Annotated in this window: 17 protein-coding genes; 7 read left to right on the forward strand and 10 right to left on the reverse strand. The window is 71.0% G+C overall.

Annotated elements, in window-relative coordinates; translation table 11 throughout:
* Positions 1-10: 10 nt before the first annotated feature.
* From AB5J56_RS34405 to AB5J56_RS34415, 3 genes are all read right to left on the reverse strand, one after another.
* Complete coding sequence (locus tag AB5J56_RS34405) at positions 11-841, reverse strand: pectate lyase (protein WP_369238525.1); 831 nt, start codon at positions 839-841, stop codon at positions 11-13.
* 86 nt (positions 842-927) lie between these two features.
* A complete protein-coding gene (locus tag AB5J56_RS34410) occupies positions 928-1,821 on the reverse strand; it encodes a hypothetical protein (protein ID WP_369238527.1) in 894 nt (297 codons plus the stop codon).
* Positions 1,818-2,384, reverse strand: coding sequence for a SigE family RNA polymerase sigma factor (locus AB5J56_RS34415; protein ID WP_369238529.1), 567 nt, complete (start codon positions 2,382-2,384; stop codon positions 1,818-1,820). The genes AB5J56_RS34410 and AB5J56_RS34415 overlap by 4 nt, the downstream gene beginning before the upstream one ends.
* A 251-nt stretch (positions 2,385-2,635) precedes the next feature.
* On the opposite strand from AB5J56_RS34415, the gene AB5J56_RS34420 reads away from it, so the two are divergent.
* On the forward strand, positions 2,636-4,087 hold the full coding sequence (locus AB5J56_RS34420) for an NCS2 family permease (RefSeq protein WP_369238531.1): 1,452 nt from the start codon (positions 2,636-2,638) through the stop codon (positions 4,085-4,087).
* Positions 4,088-4,181: 94 nt separating this feature from the next.
* Here the strand turns inward: AB5J56_RS34420 and AB5J56_RS34425 are convergent, their stop codons facing one another.
* The 6 genes from AB5J56_RS34425 to AB5J56_RS34450 all read right to left on the reverse strand — a co-directional run bounded on the left by AB5J56_RS34425 (position 4,182) and on the right by AB5J56_RS34450 (position 10,022).
* Positions 4,182-5,633 (reverse strand): peptidoglycan D,D-transpeptidase FtsI family protein, encoded by a 1,452-nt coding sequence (locus tag AB5J56_RS34425; RefSeq protein ID WP_369238533.1) that lies wholly within the window; start codon positions 5,631-5,633, stop codon positions 4,182-4,184.
* Positions 5,634-5,688: 55 nt separating this feature from the next.
* Positions 5,689-6,339 carry a response regulator gene (locus AB5J56_RS34430; RefSeq protein ID WP_369238535.1) on the reverse strand — a complete coding sequence of 217 codons (651 nt, stop codon included), beginning with the start codon at positions 6,337-6,339 and terminating at the stop codon, positions 5,689-5,691.
* On the reverse strand, positions 6,336-7,586 hold the full coding sequence (locus AB5J56_RS34435; protein WP_369238537.1) for a sensor histidine kinase: 1,251 nt from the start codon (positions 7,584-7,586) through the stop codon (positions 6,336-6,338). The genes AB5J56_RS34430 and AB5J56_RS34435 overlap by 4 nt, the downstream gene beginning before the upstream one ends.
* Positions 7,583-8,644 carry a hypothetical protein gene (locus AB5J56_RS34440; RefSeq protein WP_369238539.1) on the reverse strand — a complete coding sequence of 354 codons (1,062 nt, stop codon included), beginning with the start codon at positions 8,642-8,644 and terminating at the stop codon, positions 7,583-7,585. Before AB5J56_RS34440 ends, AB5J56_RS34435 begins: the two co-directional genes overlap by 4 nt.
* A gap of 134 nt (positions 8,645-8,778) precedes the next feature.
* A complete protein-coding gene (locus AB5J56_RS34445; protein WP_369238541.1) occupies positions 8,779-9,249 on the reverse strand; it encodes a GNAT family N-acetyltransferase in 471 nt (156 codons plus the stop codon).
* The gene (locus AB5J56_RS34450) at positions 9,249-10,022 is read right to left on the reverse strand and encodes an IclR family transcriptional regulator (RefSeq protein WP_369238543.1); all 774 of its coding nucleotides are present in this window, start codon (positions 10,020-10,022) and stop codon (positions 9,249-9,251) included. Before AB5J56_RS34450 ends, AB5J56_RS34445 begins: the two co-directional genes overlap by 1 nt.
* A 162-nt stretch (positions 10,023-10,184) precedes the next feature.
* Between AB5J56_RS34450 and AB5J56_RS34455 the strand changes: the two genes are divergently transcribed.
* Entirely contained in the window at positions 10,185-11,714 is a 1,530-nt protein-coding gene (locus AB5J56_RS34455; RefSeq protein ID WP_369238545.1) for an aldehyde dehydrogenase (NADP(+)), read from the forward strand.
* Positions 11,715-11,823: 109 nt separating this feature from the next.
* The gene (locus AB5J56_RS34460; protein WP_369238547.1) at positions 11,824-12,432 is read left to right on the forward strand and encodes a DUF1349 domain-containing protein; all 609 of its coding nucleotides are present in this window, start codon (positions 11,824-11,826) and stop codon (positions 12,430-12,432) included.
* A 15-nt stretch (positions 12,433-12,447) separates the two neighbouring features.
* Here AB5J56_RS34460 and AB5J56_RS34465 read toward each other — a convergent pair whose 3' ends face one another.
* Positions 12,448-13,833: an MFS transporter gene (locus AB5J56_RS34465; protein WP_369238549.1), complete on the reverse strand. Its 1,386-nt coding sequence runs from the start codon at positions 13,831-13,833 to the stop codon at positions 12,448-12,450.
* Positions 13,834-13,903: 70 nt separating this feature from the next.
* On the opposite strand from AB5J56_RS34465, the gene AB5J56_RS34470 reads away from it, so the two are divergent.
* The 4 genes from AB5J56_RS34470 (at position 13,904) to AB5J56_RS34485 (ending at position 17,236) form a co-directional block, all read left to right on the forward strand.
* Complete coding sequence (locus tag AB5J56_RS34470) at positions 13,904-14,902, forward strand: GlxA family transcriptional regulator (RefSeq protein WP_369238551.1); 999 nt, start codon at positions 13,904-13,906, stop codon at positions 14,900-14,902.
* Positions 14,899-15,279 carry a hypothetical protein gene (locus AB5J56_RS34475; protein WP_369238553.1) on the forward strand — a complete coding sequence of 127 codons (381 nt, stop codon included), beginning with the start codon at positions 14,899-14,901 and terminating at the stop codon, positions 15,277-15,279. Before AB5J56_RS34470 ends, AB5J56_RS34475 begins: the two co-directional genes overlap by 4 nt.
* A gap of 61 nt (positions 15,280-15,340) precedes the next feature.
* Positions 15,341-16,060 carry a DsbA family oxidoreductase gene (locus AB5J56_RS34480; protein ID WP_369238555.1) on the forward strand — a complete coding sequence of 240 codons (720 nt, stop codon included), beginning with the start codon at positions 15,341-15,343 and terminating at the stop codon, positions 16,058-16,060.
* A gap of 72 nt (positions 16,061-16,132) precedes the next feature.
* A complete protein-coding gene (locus tag AB5J56_RS34485; protein WP_369238557.1) occupies positions 16,133-17,236 on the forward strand; it encodes an aminotransferase class V-fold PLP-dependent enzyme in 1,104 nt (367 codons plus the stop codon).
* Positions 17,237-17,254 lie beyond the last annotated feature (18 nt).

Raw genomic sequence — 17,254 nt, forward strand, 5'->3', positions numbered from 1 at the left:
GGGCTGGTGCTCACCCGTAGCTGATGTCGGACGCGGTGAACTTGCAGGAGATGCCGTCCGGGCCGGTGCCGAGCTCCTTCGGCTCCTTGCCCGTGTTGTTGCCCTGGAAGCGGACGCACGTCTTGATCTTCTTGCTGCTGTCGCCGTGGATACGGATGTTGCGCAGCGACGCGGTGTCCCCGTAGTTGGAGTTGACGCCGACGATCGCCTTCAGCGGCGCGGTGACGTCCACGTCGTTGATGATGATCGTGCGCTTGTACTGTGTCTTGCAGTTGCCGCAACTGCGCACCAGCTTGCCGGAGTTCTCGACCTGGAACTTGCTCACGACCAGCTTGCCCGCGCCGTTGAACTGCAGCACCTTGTCGTCGGCGCCCTTCGCGCCGCCGCCGTAGACCTTGTACACGGCCGAGGCGGACTTGCCCTTGAAGCTGGCGGCGTCCTCGCCGACGTCCAGCCACCACACGTTCTGCAGCGTGCAGGATCCCTTGCAGTGGACGCCGTCCGCGGCCGGGGTGCCGATGATGACGTTCTTGAGCGTGGCGCCGTCGGCCAGCTCGAAGATCGGGCCCTGGTCCTCGTCCTGGCTGCCGGTGCCCAGGTCGCCACTGCCGTAGAACTTCGTGAGCTTGCCGTCGTACGTGCCCGAGACCTCGATCGTCGACGACACGGCCTTGCTGCCCTTGGCGGTCGGCCACGCGGAGGCGGCACCGGCGGTGGACAGCATCGTCGTGGTGACGATCGCCGCGCCCGTGATGGCGAGGGCGGCGGACCCGCCGATCACCGCCCGGCGCCTGGTGACCCGGCGGCGGTGGCGGACGCGCTGCTCAGCTCGTGCAGTCATGAACCGACTTCCTTGGCGTGGAGGAGAACCTTGCGTCTCCTGGTTGCCACGGGTGCGGAAAGGGTTGCCGGTTGGCCGGAAACTATTTACGAATCGCCGTCGGCAGCGGAGTCGTTGTCGTTGTGCACCGCGAAGTCACCGCCGACGTCGAGCTGTCCGCCGCCCGCCTTCGCGGTCATCGTGTAGCGGTCGTCCTTCGCGTCCCGGCCGCCGCGCGTGTGGTCGTACTGCCCGGCGAAGACGAACTCGCCGACGGGGACCGTACGTCCGTCCTTGAGTACCCACGTGTAGACGAGGAAGCCGTCCTTCTCGGCGACCGTCAGCGTGAAGTCGTCCTCGGGCAGCGCACGCCACGCACCCGTCGAGGTGACCCCGCCGTTCTGCGCGATGCGCAGCTCGACGGTCAGCTCGGTGAGCTGCTTGGAGGTCTTCAGGGTGACATTGCTCTGCGCCCAGAAGTCGTTGCTGTGCGGATCGACCGAACCGTCCGACCACAGCGGGCCGTCCTCGTTGCCGGCCGCGGGCGACACGTTCGAGGAGGGCGCGGTGCCGTCGGACTCCGGGGTGCGCGACGGGGTCGAACTCGGCTTCCCGGACTCCTTCGTACCGGAGCGATGCGTGGGATCGGGGTGCATCGGTGCACGGCTCGTCGCGTCCGGCGAAGGGTCCGGGGTCGGCGACACCGCGACGGTCTGCTGCTGCGGCGGGGAGTCGTCCTGCACCGCCGAGGCGACCGTGTAACCGCCCACCGCGAGGACGCCCGCGACCGCGGCCGTGGCGCCCACGACCCGGGCCCAGCCCAGCACCGGCGGCCGCGCCGCACGCCTGCCCGCGCGTCCGCTGCGCAGCTCCTCGCCGGCCATGCCGCGCTCGACGCGGGCCAGGATGCGCGCGCGATCGGGCTCGTGCGCCTCGGCCGCCTCGTGCAACCGGGTGCGCAGCTCGTCGTGCACGTCCCGCACGTCCTGCGCCTTCCTCATCGGTTCCTACCTCCGGCTCCGCCTGTGCGCCCGACCGCCGCGTGAACCCGCTGGGGAGCTTCGGCATTGCCGAGGAGCCGCTGCAGTTCAGCCATGCCCTTCGACGTCTGGCTCTTCACCGTACCCACAGAGACACCGAGCGCGAGAGCGGTGTCCTTCTCCGAGAGGTCGAAAGCGTGCCGTAGTACGACACAAGCCCGCTTGCGGAACGGCAGTCTGCGCAGGGCCTCCTGGACATCGACCACTCCGGGGATGTCCGGGTTCTCCGTCCTGTCGTCGCGCTGGGACCAGAACAACGTGATCCGGCGGCGCTCGCGCACCGCGCTGCGGATGCGGGTGCGGGCCAGATTGGCGACCACGCCCCGGGCGTACGCCGCCGGATGATCGGCCGCGCGCACCCGGTCCCAGCGGTTCCAGAGCGCGAGCAGCGCGTCCGCCGCCAGATCGTCGGCGGCGTCCGCCTCGCCCGTCAACAGATGGGCGAGGCGGGAGAGTTCGGCGTAATGACGCTCGAAGAAGGCATGGAACTCCACGGAGGCGGCGTCGTCGACGACTGTGCCCACGGGATCTCTCCTCGCTGCGGATGCGGCACTTGTACGGGTATCTGTGTGTGTCATGTGAATGCCATGTGATCGTCCGGAGGTCGGCCGGGACGAGATCCGGAAGCGTAGCAGTGTCCGTACAGGTCTTCGAACGGCGTATGGCAGGCCGAACTCGATTCCGTAACACGGAGAAAACCTGAAAGCGGTTCAACGCGGGAACAATCCAGCCAGCATCCGCACACTCAGCACCGCAGGTCACAGGGAGCATCGCCATGTCCGACACACAGAAGGTGGCCGACCGGCCAAGTACCGCGCCACCGGCGGCGAACAGCGTCGACCGGTACTTCAGGATCTCCGAGCGGGGGTCCACCTTCGGCCGCGAGATACGCGGCGGCTTCGCCACGTTCTTCACGATGGCCTACATTCTTGTCCTGAATCCCATCATCCTGGGAAGCGCCAAGGACAAGTTCGGACACCACCTCGACGCCGTCCAGCTCACCACCGCCACCGCCCTGGTGGCCGCCGTCATGACGATCGTGATGGGCCTCGGCGGCAACCTGCCGCTCGCGCTCGCCGCGGGTCTCGGCCTCAACGCGGTGGTCGCCTTCCAGATCGCCCCGCTGATGAGCTGGGACGACGCGATGGGTCTGATCGTCCTAGAAGGCCTGCTGATCTGCGTGTTGGTGGTGACCGGGCTTCGCGAGGCCGTCATGCACGCCATCCCGCAGCCGCTGAAGCAGGCGATCAGCGTCGGCATCGGCCTGTTCATCGCCTTCATCGGCTTCGTCGACGCCGGGTTCGTCACGCGCATCCCGGACATCGCGAACACCACCGTGCCGGTTCAGCTCGGCGGCACGGGCACCCTGGCCGGCTGGCCGGTCCTGGTCTTCTGTCTCGGTGTGCTGCTGACCATCGGACTGCTCGCCCGCAAGGTCAAGGGTGCGATCCTCATCAGCATCGTGACCATGACGGTCGTGGCGATCATCATCAACTCCATCGCCGACATCAAGAGTTGGGGCCTGACCACGCCGAAGGTCCCCGACGACGTGGTGGCCTCACCGGACTTCGGACTGCTCGGCCACTTCAGCCTGTTCGGTGCCTTCGGCGAGACCGGTGCGATCACCGTCGTCCTGCTGATCTTCACGCTCATCCTGTCGGACTTCTTCGACACCATGGGCACGGTCGTCGGCATCAGCGCCGAGGCGGGCCTGCTGGACGACGAGGGCAAGGTGCCCAACCTCGGCCGCGTGCTGCTGATCGACGGTGCCGCGGCGGTCGCGGGCGGCGCCGCCTCGGCGTCCTCCTCGACCTCCTACATCGAGTCGGCGGCGGGTGTCGGGGAGGGCGCGCGTACGGGCTTCGCGAACCTGATCACGGGCGGCATGTTCGCCCTGGCCCTGTTCCTGACCCCGCTGCTGACCATCGTCCCGCTCCAGGCGGCCGCCCCCGCGCTCGTCGCGGTCGGCTTCCTGATGATGACCCAGGTCAAGCACATCGACTGGGACAAGTACGAGATCGCCATCCCGGCGTTCCTCACCATCGCCGTGATGCCGTTCACGTACTCGATCACCAACGGCATCGGCGCGGGCTTCCTCGCCTACGCCCTGATCAAGACGGTCCTCGGCAAGGCGAAGGACGTGCACTGGCTGCTGTGGGCGGCCTCGGCGCTGTTCCTGGTGTACTTCGCGATCGATCCGATCGAGCAGATCCTCGGCACGAAGTAGACCGGGTACGAAGCAGGTCAGGCACGAAGCAGGCCGGGCACGCGAAGGGCCGCCCTCCGGGGGTGTGAGGGCGGCCCTTCGCTCATGGTCGGTGCTAGTCCTTGAGCGCCGCTTGCATCATGGCCTTGGCGACCGGCGCCGCCAGCCCGTTGCCGCTGACCTCCGAGCGGGCCGCGTCGGACTGCTCGACCATGACCGCGACGGCCACTTCCTTGTTGCTCGAGTCCGACTTCGCGTACGACGTGAACCAGGCGTACGGCGTCTTGCTGTTGTTCTCGCCGTGCTGGGCCGTACCTGTCTTGCCGCCGACCGTCGCGCCGGAGATCTGCGCGTTCGTGCCCGTGCCGTCCTCGACGACCGTCTGCATCGCCGACTGGAGCTGCTCGGCCGTGTGCGAGTCGATGATCCGCTTGGTCGACGTGTTGTCGTCGTAGTTCTTCAGCACATTGCCGTCGGCGTCACTGGTCTGCGACACCATATGGGGCGAGACCAGCTCGCCGCCGTTGGCTATGGCCGCGGACACCATGGCCATCTGGAGCGGGGTCGCCGTCACGTCGTACTGGCCGATGCCGGTCAGTGCCGTGAACGCCTTGTCCATGCCCGAGGGGTACACGCTCGTGTACGCCCGCACCGGCACGTCCTGCGTCTTGTCGTTGAAGCCGAACTTCTCGGCCATCGCCCTGAGCTTGTCCTGGCCCAGGTCGACCGCCATCTTCCCGAAGACGTTGTTGCACGAGTACTGCAGCGCGACGCGGATCGTGGCGTTCTCGCAGGGCGCGGACTTGCTCTCGTTCGGCAGCACCCGGGTGGTGCCCGGCGGCGTGTACGGGAGCGGGCTCTTCGTCTTCTCGTCCACGTCCGAGTACAGCCCGTCCTCCAGCGCGGCCGCGGCGACGACCAGCTTGAACGTCGAGCCCGGCGGCAGCGGCTGGCGCAGCGCCCGGTTCACCAACGGCTTGTCGGAGTTCTTCCGCAGCTTCTCCCAGACGCTGTCGTTGCTGGTGCTGATCTCCGTGGGGTCGTACGACGGTGTGGAGACGACCGCGAGGATCTTGCCCGTCTTCGGGTCGATCGCGACGGCCGCGCCCTTGTTGCCGCCCAGCGCCTGATACGCCGCCTTCTGCACGTCCGGGTCGATCGTTGTGACCACGTCACCGGGGTCGGCGCGCTTGTTGGTGAGCGCGTCCAGCGGGTTCTTCAGCTGGGTGTCGGTCCCGTCGAGCAGGTCCTGGTAGATGCCCTCCAGCTGCGTCGCCCCGTACACCTGTGAGCTGTAGCCGGTCACCGCCGCGTAGAGACTGCCGTTCGTGTACGTCCGCTTGTACTTCAGGTCGCCGTTCTTCGTCTGCGCGGAACCGGTGATCGCGTCTCCGGCCACGATGATGTTCCCGAGCGGGTTCGCGTACTGCTCGATCGCGTTGCGCCGGTTCTTCTTGTCGTCCGCGAGTGCCTTGCCGTCGTAGAACTGCACCCATGTCGCCCTGACCAACAGGGCGAGCACGAGCAGCAGGCTGAAGACGGCGGTTCGCCTGATCGTCTTGTTCATCGCGCTTAGAAGGACGACCGGAGGGGAGCGAATCGTTCCCTTCCGCCCTGATTTCTCATGTCCCGTTCATGAAACCCGCCTCGTACGCGGCGATCACCGCCTGCGTACGGTCCCGGGTTCCCGTCTTCGCCAGGACCGCCGCCACATGCGTCTTCACCGTCGCGGGACCGACTCCCAGACGCCCGGCGATCTCGGCGTTGGTGAGCCCGGCCGCCATGTGCCGCAGCACCTCGCTCTCCCGTCCGGTGAGCTTCGCCACCCAGGGCGGCGGGGCCGGCCGGGCCCGCGCGTGCTCGGCGGCGAGGGCACGCACCGCCGCCGGGAACAGCAGGCTGTCGCTGTGCGCGACCAGCCGTACCGCCTGGACGAGCGAGTCGGCGTGCGCCCGCTTCAGCAGGAACCCGGAGGCTCCGGCGCGCAGCGCCTCGTACACATAGGAGTCGTTCTCGAAGGTGGTCACGACGACGATGCGTGGCGGGTCGGGGAGGGTGGCGAGGATCTGCTCGGTGGCCCGGATGCCGTCGACCTCGGGCATGCGGACGTCCATGAGGACGACGTCCGGCTTCAGCTCCCGCACGACGGACACGGCCTCGGCGCCGGTGGCCGCCTCGCCCACCACCTCCAGGTCCGGCTCGGCCGCGAGGATCACGCGCAGCGCGGTGCGCACCATGCGTTCGTCGTCGGCGAGGACGATACGGACGGTCATGGGCATCCTTCTTTCAGCGGGAGGCGGGCAGCCAGGCGCCAGACCCCGTCCGCGAGGCCCGCCTCGACGGTGCCGCCCAGCAGGCGGGCCCGGTCGGTCATGCCGCGCAGACCGTGGCCGCCGCCCGGCCGGGAGCGGGGGTTGGGCGACGCCGGGTTCTCGACGGTGATCCCCAGCGCCGCGTCGTCGCGGGCGAGGCACAGGGTGACGGGGCCCTCGGCGCCGCCGTGCTTGAGGGCGTTGCTCAGCGCCTCCTGGACGATGCGGTAGGCCTCGCGGGAGAGCAGCGCGGGCAGCTCCGCCGGATCCAGGTCCAGGGCGGCGGTGACGCACAGGCCGCCCGCGCGGGTGCGGCGCAGCAGGGCGTCCAGGTCGGCGAGGGTGGGCGCGGGAGCCGTCGAGCGGTCGTCTCCTTCCCTCAACACGCCCAGCACGGCGTCGAGTTCACCCACCGTCCGCCGGGTGGTGTCCTCGATCGCGGCGAGCGCCTCGCGGACGAAGTCCGGGTCGCTGTCCAGGACGCGGCGGGCGGCGCTGGCCTGGAGGGTGACCGCGCTGAGGGCGTGGCCGACGGAGTCGTGCAGTTCGCGGGCGAGCCGGTTGCGCACGGCCAGGTCGGCTGCGCGCCGTTCGGCCTCCGCGAGCCGGTCCTCCGGCGTGGGCCCCAGCAGCTCCGGCGCCCGGCGCGCCAGCAGTCGGCCGGACCCGGCGGCGCAGGCCGCCAGCGCGATCAGCGAGGCGACCCCGACGACCGGTGAGAGCGCCACCACCCAGGTGTGGTCGAGCACTTCGGGCAGCCCGAGCCGTGTGTCGCGCAGCCACGAGACGAGGGGGAGGACGATCAGCACGGCCGCGAACGGCGGCAGCGCCAGCGACATCCCGCTGATGACCCCGCCGAAGCCGAGATGCAGCACGAACCAGGCGGCCGTGCGCCGACGGGCGGGCCAGGTCCGTGCGGGCCCGTCGGCGAGCCGGTCCCCGTCGACCCCGCACAGCGCCCGCACCGCGGCCGCCGACATCGGCCGGGTCAGCGGGAACAGCGCGGTGATCGCCGCGAGCGGCAACCCGACCAGGAAGGACGGGAGTTGCAGGGGCAGCGAGTCGAACCCGTACCGGGAGTCGAGGAGCGGCCCGACGATCACCTCGCCGACGAAGACGTACGGCATCGCGAGCGCGCCGCCGAGGATCAGATGCACCCACCGCCGACGCGCCCGCCGTCCGAACAGGAACCGGGCGAACTCCCTCACGTGGCGGAGCCGTTCGGTGCCGGGGTGCCGGACCGCTCCGCGAGGAAGTACGCCCCGAGAGCGAGGACGAGCAGGCCGACGATCATCTGGCCAGCGTAGGTGAGGTTCATCAGCTCCGTCGGGCGGTCGGCGATGTCGTCGACGCCGCCGAGCGAGGCCAGCGACAGCCAGCCGCCCCAGCAGGCAAGGACGCCGGAGCCGATCCAGGCGAGCGCGAGCGGCACCTTCACGGGCAGGGCGGGCCCGCGCCGGAAGGCGAGCATCCAGGCGCCCGCGACGGCGGCCACGACGAACACGGCGTAGGCGGCCTCCAGGGCGTAGAAGTCACCGGTCCGGTCCGCCGCCCGCCCGCTGCTCAGCGCCGCCGTGCTCCCGCAGGCCCACAGCACATGCATGGTGAGGGGGAACAGCGCGAGCCCGGCGGCCGCCACGGCCGCCGCCCGGTGCGCCGGCTCCACCGACATGCCCGGCAGCTCCCCGACGCGCCCGCGCCACAGCCGGCCCCAGCGGTCCCGGGCGTACAGCAGGAACAGCGTGCCCAGGGTCAGCCCCTGCACGATGAACCCCGTGTAGACGACCCCGAACACCCACTCGTCCAGGAACGGCCGGTGCCCCGTGCCCGAGGCCTTGCTCGCCGAGCCGCCGAGGAGCCGGACGAGCAGTTGCAGCGGGAACCCGGTCATGATCGGCGCGAGCAGCCCGGTGGCCACCCACATCGGGAACGCCAGCAGCCAGGCGGGCACCCGAAGCCCCCACGGCCGGGTCAGCAGCAGCGCCAGCACGATCACGGTGCCGTCCAGCAGTACGGTCACGCCGTTGGCGACGACCATGGCACCCCGGTGGTCCAGCAGCGAGCTGTCGTCGGGGATCCCGAGATGACTCCCGGCCATCCAGACGATCTTGAGAGACAGGTACGGCACACAGGACACGAGGGCCAGGGCGCGCAGCACCCGCCGCAGCCGGCTCGTACCGAGGGCCACCGGGGGCGCTTTCACCGGTGCTGAGGAGCCGCCGGGGGCGGGGTGTTCGGGGGATCCGGAGGGCAGCGTCTGCGTCATGCCGCCACGCTCCCGCGGCACCCCCTCGCACCACGTCCTGCGCCGCGACGATCCACCTCCGCCGCACGGGGGAGAGGCGCCTCACCCCTCCCCGGTGCCGTGGGAGGGGCGCCTCCCCCTCCACGGCGCCGCGCTCAGCCGTCCAGCGTGAGGACGACCTCGGCTATCTCCTCGCCGCGGGCATTGGCGTACCCGCGGTCCTCGCCCGTCACCCGGAACCCGCACTTCTCCAGGACGCGTCGCGACCCGGCGTTGTCCGCCGCCGCACGGGCGTACAGCGGGCGTTCGCGCACCTCGTCCAGCAGGACCCGCAGAGCCGCGGTGGCGATGCCGCGGCCCCAGTACGCCCGGTCGATCCAGTACGTGACCTCGCGCTCGCCCGGCTCCCCGTAGACCGCCGCGTTGCCCACCACGTCGCCGTCCGCCAGGACGGTGCGGGCCACCACGTCGGAGGCCCGGATCCGCTCCCAGTGGGCGTCGAAGGCGGCCCGGTCGGCGGGGTCCTTGGCGGTGAAGGCGGCCATGAGGAGCGCCTCCGGGTCGTTCGTGTGCCGGAAGAAGACCGGCAGATCGCTGTCGTGGATCTGGCGCAGAGTGATGTCCATCAGAGCCTCCGGGTCGCCAGCGTGAGCCGGTCGCGGGCGTCGAAGAGCGCGTCCTTCACCATCTGCTCGTGCGCGGGCGTCAGCCGTGCCACCGGCACCGAGCAGCTGATCGCGTCGCGGGCCGGCGTGCGGTAGGGGATCGCGACGCCGAAGCAGCGCAGGCCCAGCGTGTTCTCCTCGCGGTCCACGGCGAAGCCCTGGTCCCGCACCTGGTGCAGCTCCTCGATGAGCTTCTCCCGGTCGGTGATGGTGTGCTCGGTGAGGGCGGGAAGAGTCTCCGGGAGCATCTTGCGGACCTGCTCGTCGGTGTGGGTCGCGAGCAGCGCCTTGCCCAGGGAGGTGGAGTGCGCGGGCAGCCGGCGGCCCACCCGGGTGAACGGGCGCAGGTAGTGCTGCGACTGGCGGGTGGCGAGGTAGACGACGTTCGTGCCGTCGAGGCGCGCCAGGTGGATGGTCTCCGTGGTGTCGTCCGACAGACGGTCCAGGGTGGGCCGGGCCGCGGCCACCACCTCGTCGCCGTCGATGTAGGACGTGCCGACGAGCAGCGCCCGTACGCCGATGCCGTACCGCGTCCCCGTCGCGTCCGTCTCGACCCAGCCGAGCTCCACGAGCGTCCGAAGCAGCATGTACAGACTGGACTTGGGATATCCGACGGCCTCCTGGACCGCCGCCAGGGAATGCATTCCGGGCCGACCGGCGAAGTACTCCAGCAATTCCACGGTCCGTACCGCGGACTTGACCTGCGCCCCGCCGCCTGTCTCGCCTGCCGACATCGCGCTTGACCCCCTCGTTGTACGGGAAATAGTCTCCGCATCATATTCACCATCAGAGACAGCGTTCAGTATATCGAACAGCCCTGGTCGGTGACATAAGAACTGAGTGACAGTAAATACTGCGGTGAAAGTACTGCGGCATCACATCTGGAGGGACCCGCGGTGGCAGCAGCACCAGTCTGGAGTGTCGACCCCCGAACCGGGAAGCAGCGCGAGCAGGTTGCGGTGGAGGCCACAGCCCAGGAGGTGGACGAGGCCGTCCGCGCCGCGCAGGCCGCGCGCCCCGCGCTCGCCGACCGCGCCGTGCGCGCGGCCTTCCTGCGCACCGCCGCGGAGTTCCTTGAGGGCGCCAAGGACCTGCTCGTCGAGGCCGCCGACGCGGAGACCGCGCTCGGCCCGGTCCGGCTCACCGGCGAACTCGCCCGCACTTGCTACCAATTGCGGTCGTTTGCGGACATCGTCGACGAGGGCGAGTTCCTCGGTGTGGTGATCAACCACCCCGACGACACCGCGACGCCGCCGATCCCGGACCTGCGCCGCTACAAGGTGCCGCTGGGTGTCGTCGCCGTCTACTCGGCCTCGAACTTCCCCTTCGCCTTCTCCGTCGCCGGCGGCGACACCGCGAGCGCCCTGGCCGCGGGCTGCCCGGTCGTCGTCAAGGCGCACCCGGACCACCCGGGGCTCTCCGAGCTGGTCGCGGCGACGCTGCGCCGGGCCGCCGCCGAGTACGACATCCCCGCCGGGGTCATCGGCCTCGTGCACGGCTTCGAGGCGGGCGTCGAGCTGGTCAGGCACCCGCTGATCGCCGCCGCCGGGTTCACCGGTTCCATCCGCGGTGGCCGCGCCCTGTTCGACGCGGCGGCCGCCCGCCCGGTCCCGATCCCCTTCCACGGCGAGCTGGGCTCCCTGAACCCCGTCGTCATCACCGAGGCCGCCGCCGCCGAGCGCGCCGAGGCGATCGGTGCCGGGCTCGCGGGCTCGATGACGCTGGGCGTCGGCCAGTTCTGCGTGAAGCCGGGCCTGGTCCTGGCGCCCGCGGGCGCGGCCGGTGACCGCTTCCTCAAGTCGCTCACGGACGCCGTCAGCGACACCGACGCCGGGGTCCTCCTCGACCACCGCATGCGCGACAACTTCATCGCCGGTGTCGCCGAGCGCGCCGAACTCCCCGACGTGGAGGCCCCGGTGACCCCGGGCGCGGGCAGCGAGCACACGGTGAGCCCCGGCTTCCTCACGGTCCCGGCGCAGAAGCTGACGGCCGAGGGCGTCCACGACCTCCTCCTGGAGGAGTGCTTCGGCCCGCTCACGGTCGTCGTGCGCTACGAGGACGACGCGGAGGCGGGCGCGGTCCTGTCCCGCCTCCCCGGCAACCTCACCGCGACCGTGCACCTCTCCGCCGAGGAGGCCGCGGGCGAGGGCCGGGGCGCCGAGATCCTCGCCGAGCTGACCCCCCTCGCCGGACGCGTCCTGGTGAACGGCTGGCCGACCGGTGTCGCGGTCGCCCCCGCCCAGCACCACGGCGGCCCGTACCCGGCGACGACGTCCACGTCGACCTCCGTCGGCGGTACGGCGATCGAGCGCTGGCTGCGTCCGGTGGCGTACCAGGGTGCACCCGAGGCACTCCTGCCGCCGGAACTGCGCGACGACAACCCGCTGGGCCTGCCGCGCCGTTACGACGGCGTGCTGGAGCGCTGAGCCCAACACCCCCGTAGGGACAGGGGCTTCGGGACAGGGACTTCACCGAAACTCCACTGAACTCCACGAGTACTCCACCAGAATCGCTCCGAGCTGGGACACTCACTCAATGGACGTGGAACTTCCCGAACTCCCCTTCCCCCTGCGGACCTACGGCCCCGACGGGCACTGGTCCTACGAGGGCGGAGTGCTCACCGGCTGGGCAGGCGCGCGGCAGGACCGCTTCGTGCCGCCCACCGGTGAGGCCCTCGACCCCGCCTCCGACGCGCCTCGCCTCCTGGGGGCGCCGGAGGGGGACTTCCAGCTGATCGCCCGCGTGACGGTCGGCTTCGCGGCGTCCTTCGACGCGGGGGTCCTGTACGTCCACGTGGGCGAGCGGGCCTGGGCCAAGCTCTGCCTGGAGTACTCCCCGGACGTGCCCACCGTCTGCACGGTCGTCACCCGGGGCCACTCCGACGACGCCAACTCCTTCACCGTGGACGGCAGTTCCGTCTGGCTCCGGATCAGCCGCACCGGCCGGGCCTTCGCCTTCCACGCTTCCCGCGACGGCAGCCACTGGACCTTCATCCGCCTCTTCACCCTCGCGGAGGAGAAGGAGACCGCGGCGGCCCTGGTCGGCTTCATGACCCAGTCCCCGATGGGAGAGGGCTGCGTGGTGACGTACGACAACGTGGAGTTCCGCGACACGTGGCCGAAGGACCTGAGAGACGGCAGCTGATCTCGGCCCGTCCGGCTACCGCCGCACCCGCAACCCCACCGTGGCCGCACCGGTCACCAGAAGAAGCCCCGCACTCACCACAAGGCTCCACCGCATCCCCGCCTCGAACCCCCCGCCCACCAGCGCTCCGAACAGAGCGATGGCGAGCCCCCCGGCCACCTGCCGGGCGGAGTTGAGCACACCCGCCGCCAGCCCCGCCCGCCCCGCAGGCACCGCCTCCATCATCGCGGCCGTGAGCGGCGGAACCGTCAGCGCGCACCCCAACGCCACCGGCACGAGAAGCAGCGCGACCAGGCCCGCCGGAGTCGACGAGTCGACGTACAGCAGAACGAGCAGCCCCGCGGCGGCCAGCGGCTGCCCGAGCAGCATCGGCAACCGTGCCCCGTACCGGCCCGCCAGCTTGCCCGCCACGATGTTCGTCCCCGCGATCAGCCCCGACATCGGCAGGAACATCAGCCCCGCGTACAGCGCGGACTTCCCCTGCACCTGCTGGAAGAAGAGCGAGAACAGGAACACCACCCCGTAGAACGCCACGCTGCACGCCGCCCCCGCCGCGACGAGCACGCTGACGTTGCGGCTGCGGAACAGCTCCAGCGGGACCACCGGATGCGGATGCCGCGCCTCGATCCGCAGGAAGACGGCCGCGCCCACCACCGCCACGCCCAGCGCGACCGCGCCCGTCGTGCCGCCCTCGATGACCGCGAAGGTCAGCGCGGTCAGCGTGACGACGGCCGTCAGCTGGCCCGGCAGGTCCAGCGGTGCGGGGCGCCGTTCGGAGCGCGGCGCCCGCAGCAGCAGCGCGAGCGCCACCGCGCCCAGCGGGAGGTTGATGAAGAAGATGCCCCGCCAGTCCCAGACGGTGGTGAGCGCACCGCCCGCGACGGGCCCGAGCGCCACCGCGACCGACCCGCCCGCCGCCCACAGCGCGACGGCCCGCGCTCGCTTCGCGGCGTCCGCGTACGCCTGCCGCACCAGCGCCAGCGACGCCGGCAGCACCACGGCCGCGGCGGCGCCCTGCGCCACGCGCGAGGCGATCAGCACCGGCAGGTTGGGGGCCAGCCCGCAGGCCGCGGACGCGACGGTGAACACCGCGACCCCGATCCCGTACGCCCGGCTCGCCCCGGCCCGGTCCGAGAACGCCCCGGTGGACAGCATGAGCGCTGCGAACGCCAGCGTGTAGGCATCCACGACCCACTGGAGCCCGGTCATCCCGCCGCCGAGCGCCGAGCCGATCGCCGGGAGCGCCACGTTCACGACCGAGGCGTCGAGAGTGATCAGCGCGAAGCCGAGAAGGGCCGCGACGAGGGTGAGGGCGGGGGAGGGGGGACGCTTCAGCTCTCCTCCTCTGGAGGGGAGTTGATGATCCGCTGCGGGGCTGTCGAGAACCGTTTTCGTAGCCATGCCCTCATGTTGGGGACGATCGGCGGCGTACAGTAGTGGCCCGAATGCCATACGTCCGGAGGTTCTGGCCATGCATGCCGCACAGCGGACACCGCACCGGGTAGCCGTCGTCGCGCCCTCCCCGGTGTCGATGTTCAACCTGGCCATCCCCGAGCTGCTCTTCGCGAAGGCCGAGGTGGACGGGGCCCCGGGGTACGAGGTGACCTTCTGCACGCCGGAGCCGGGTCCGGTCGCCACCACCGGCGGGCTCGACCTGCACGTGGGGCGGGGCCTGGACGCCGTACAGGACGCGGACACGGTGCTGGTCGCCGGCACCGGACAGCGGCACGCGCCCGATCCCCGGACCGTGACCGCCGTCCGCGAGGCCGCCGCCGCGGGCAAGCGCATCGCCTCGATCTGCAGCGGCGCCTTCGTGCTCGCCGAGGCGGGCCTGCTCGACGGGCGCAGCGCCACGACGTACTGGGAACTCGCGGACGAGCTGCGCAGGCGCTATCCGGCGCTCGACCTGAAGGGCGACGTCCTTTACGTCCAGGACGGCGAGATCATGACCTCCTCCGGGTACGCCGCCGGAATCGACCTCTGCCTGCACATCATCCGCACCGACTACGGCGCCGCCGTCGCCAACCAGGTGGCCCGCCTCGCCCTGGTCGCACCCGTACGGCCCGGCGGCCAGACCCAGTTCACCCAGACCCCGCTCCCGGCGGAACGGGGCAACGTCTGCGCGGACACCCGAGGCTGGGCGATGCGCAACCTCGACAAGCCGCTCACCCTCACCGATCTCGCCCGGCACGCGGGCGTCAGCGTCCGCACCCTGACCCGCCGCTTCCACGCCGAGAGCGGCGTGAGCCCCCTGCAGTGGCTCCTCCACCAGCGCATCGAGCGCGCCAAGGAACTCCTGGAAACGACCACCCTCCCCATGGACCAGCTGGCCAGATCCTCCGGCCTGGGCACAGCCGACTCCCTGCGCTCCCACCTGGTCCGCCGCACGGGCCTGACCCCGAGCGCGTACCGCGCCCAGTTCAGCCGCCTGGGAACCGGGGCCGCTGCCGCCACGTCATCCGCTGCATGATCAGACCGCATCGCACCGTCGGGTCCCTCGTGATCAGGACCGCCCTGCCGACCGAGGCCGTCACCATCGCCGAGCTGCACGTCCGGGCTCGCTCGACGTACTACCGGGACGGGCTGCCGGACGCGGACACGGACTATGCGGCAGCCTGGCGGCGCTCCATCGAGCGCTCGGACGGCCATGTCCTGTGCGCCGTGCGGGACGGGCGGATCGTGGGCGTGGCCGCCTTCCGCACCGACGACGGCAGGCCGGCCGACAGCGTGCGGCTCTTCCAGTTCCATGTCGCCCGAGAACCCGCCCGCCGAGGGCGACAGCCACCGCTACCTGCGCTTCTCCGTCACCAGGGAGGAACCGACCGGGGAATGAACCCCGCTGCTTGAACGTTCATCCAGTCGGCGGAGGGAGTCTCCGCGCCCCTGTGACCTGGAGAGAAGTCGAAGAATGCGCGTCGAGATCTGGAGCGACATCGCCTGCCCGTGGTGCTACGTGGGCAAGGCCCGCTTCGAGAAGGCGCTCGACGCCTTCCCGCACCGTGACGAGGTCGAGGTGGTGCACCGGTCCTTCGAGCTCGACCCGGGGCGCGCCAAGGGTGACATCCAGCCCGTCATCAAGATGCTGACGAAGAAGTACGGCATGAGCGAGGCACAGGCGCAGGCCGGCGAGGAGAACCTCGGTACGCAGGCCGCCGCCGAGGGTCTCGACTACCGCACCCGGGACCGCGACCACGGCAACACCTTCGACATGCACCGCCTGCTGCACTTCGCCAAGGAGCAGGGCCGCCAGGACGAGCTGATCGGCCTGCTGTACAAGGCGAACTTCGCCGAGGAGCGGACCGTCTTCGACGACGACGAGCGGCTCGTGGAGCTGGCCGTCGCCGCCGGGCTCGACGCGGACGCGGCCCGGAAGGTCCTCGCCGACCCCGCCGCCTACGCCGACGCCGTGCGCGCCGACGAGCGCGAGGCCGCCGAGCTGGGCGCGAACGGCGTCCCTTTCTTCGTCCTCGACCGCAAGTTCGGCGTCTCCGGCGCCCAGCCCGCCGAGGTCTTCACCCAGGCGCTGACCCAGGCCTGGGGCGAGCGCCCGCCGCTGAAGCTGATCCAGGACGCGTCCGCCGACGCGGAGGCCTGCGGCCCGGACGGATGCGCCGTACCGCAGCACTGAGTCCGGACCACAAAAGCGCAGGTCGGGGACGTCGCATAAGCGCTGCTTAGGGAATCCACGTAAAAGTCCGCAATGGACGGGGAGTTCGTGGGGCCGCAGAGTAGGGGCATGGAGACCTTCGAGAGTTTCGAGAGCCTCGTCCGAGCCGAGTTCGCCCCGAAGAACACCTACCTCAACACCGCGAGCACCGGCCTCCTCCCGGTGCGCGCGGTGGACGCCATGCGGGCCGGCGTCGAATCCGTGGCGGCCGGGCAGCCGCAGGACATGTTCGCGGACGTGGAGGCGGCCAGGGCCTCCTTCGCCCGGCTGGTCGGTGTCCCGGCCCGCCGGGTCGCGGCCGGCGCCTCGGTCGCCGTCTACACCGGCCTGATCGCGGCCTCCCTCCCCGCGGGCGCCGAAGTCCTCACCGCCGAGGCCGACTTCACCTCCGTCGTGAACCCCTTCCACGTCCGCGGGGACCTCAAGGTCCGCACCGTGCCGCTGGAGGCCATGGCCGAGTCGGTGCGCCCCGGCACCGCCCTGGTCGCCGTCAGCGCCGCGCAGTCCGCGGACGGGCGGATCGCCGACCTCGCCGCGATCCGGGAGGCCGCCCGGACGCACGGCGCCCGCACCTACCTCGACGTCTCGCAGGCCGCCGGTTGGCTCCCCGTCGACGCGGACGCCTACGACTACGTCTCGTCCGTCGCCTTCAAGTGGCTCGTCTGCCCGCGCGGCGTGGCTTTCCTCGTCGTCCCGGAGGACCTCGGCGGACTCACGCCCGTCTTCGCCGGCTGGGTCGCGGGCGAGCGCCCCTGGGACAGCTGCTACGGCCCCGTCGAGGAACTCGCCCACTCCGCACGGCGGTTCGACGAAAGCCCCAGCCTGTTCTCCTACGCCGGTGCCCGGCACTCCCTCGAACTCATCGAGCAACTCGGCGTGGACACCGTACGAGCCCACGACCTCGCACTCGCCGACCGCTTCCGCGAAGGACTGCACGGACTCGGCCACGAACCGGTCCCCGCACCCGGCTCGGCCATCGTGTCGGTGCCCGGACTCGGCCGCCACCAGAGCGAGTTGAGCCGGGCGGGCATCGAGGTCTCCGACCGCGCGGGCAACCTGCGGGCGGCCTTCCACCTGTACAACACGCCCACCGATGTCGACCGGCTCCTTGACGCCCTGTCCGGTCTGTCCGGCTGACACCCTGGCGCGGGCCGC

Source organism: Streptomyces sp. R21 (genome assembly GCF_041051975.1).
In the GTDB taxonomy this organism is placed as follows: Bacteria; Actinomycetota; Actinomycetes; order Streptomycetales; family Streptomycetaceae; genus Streptomyces.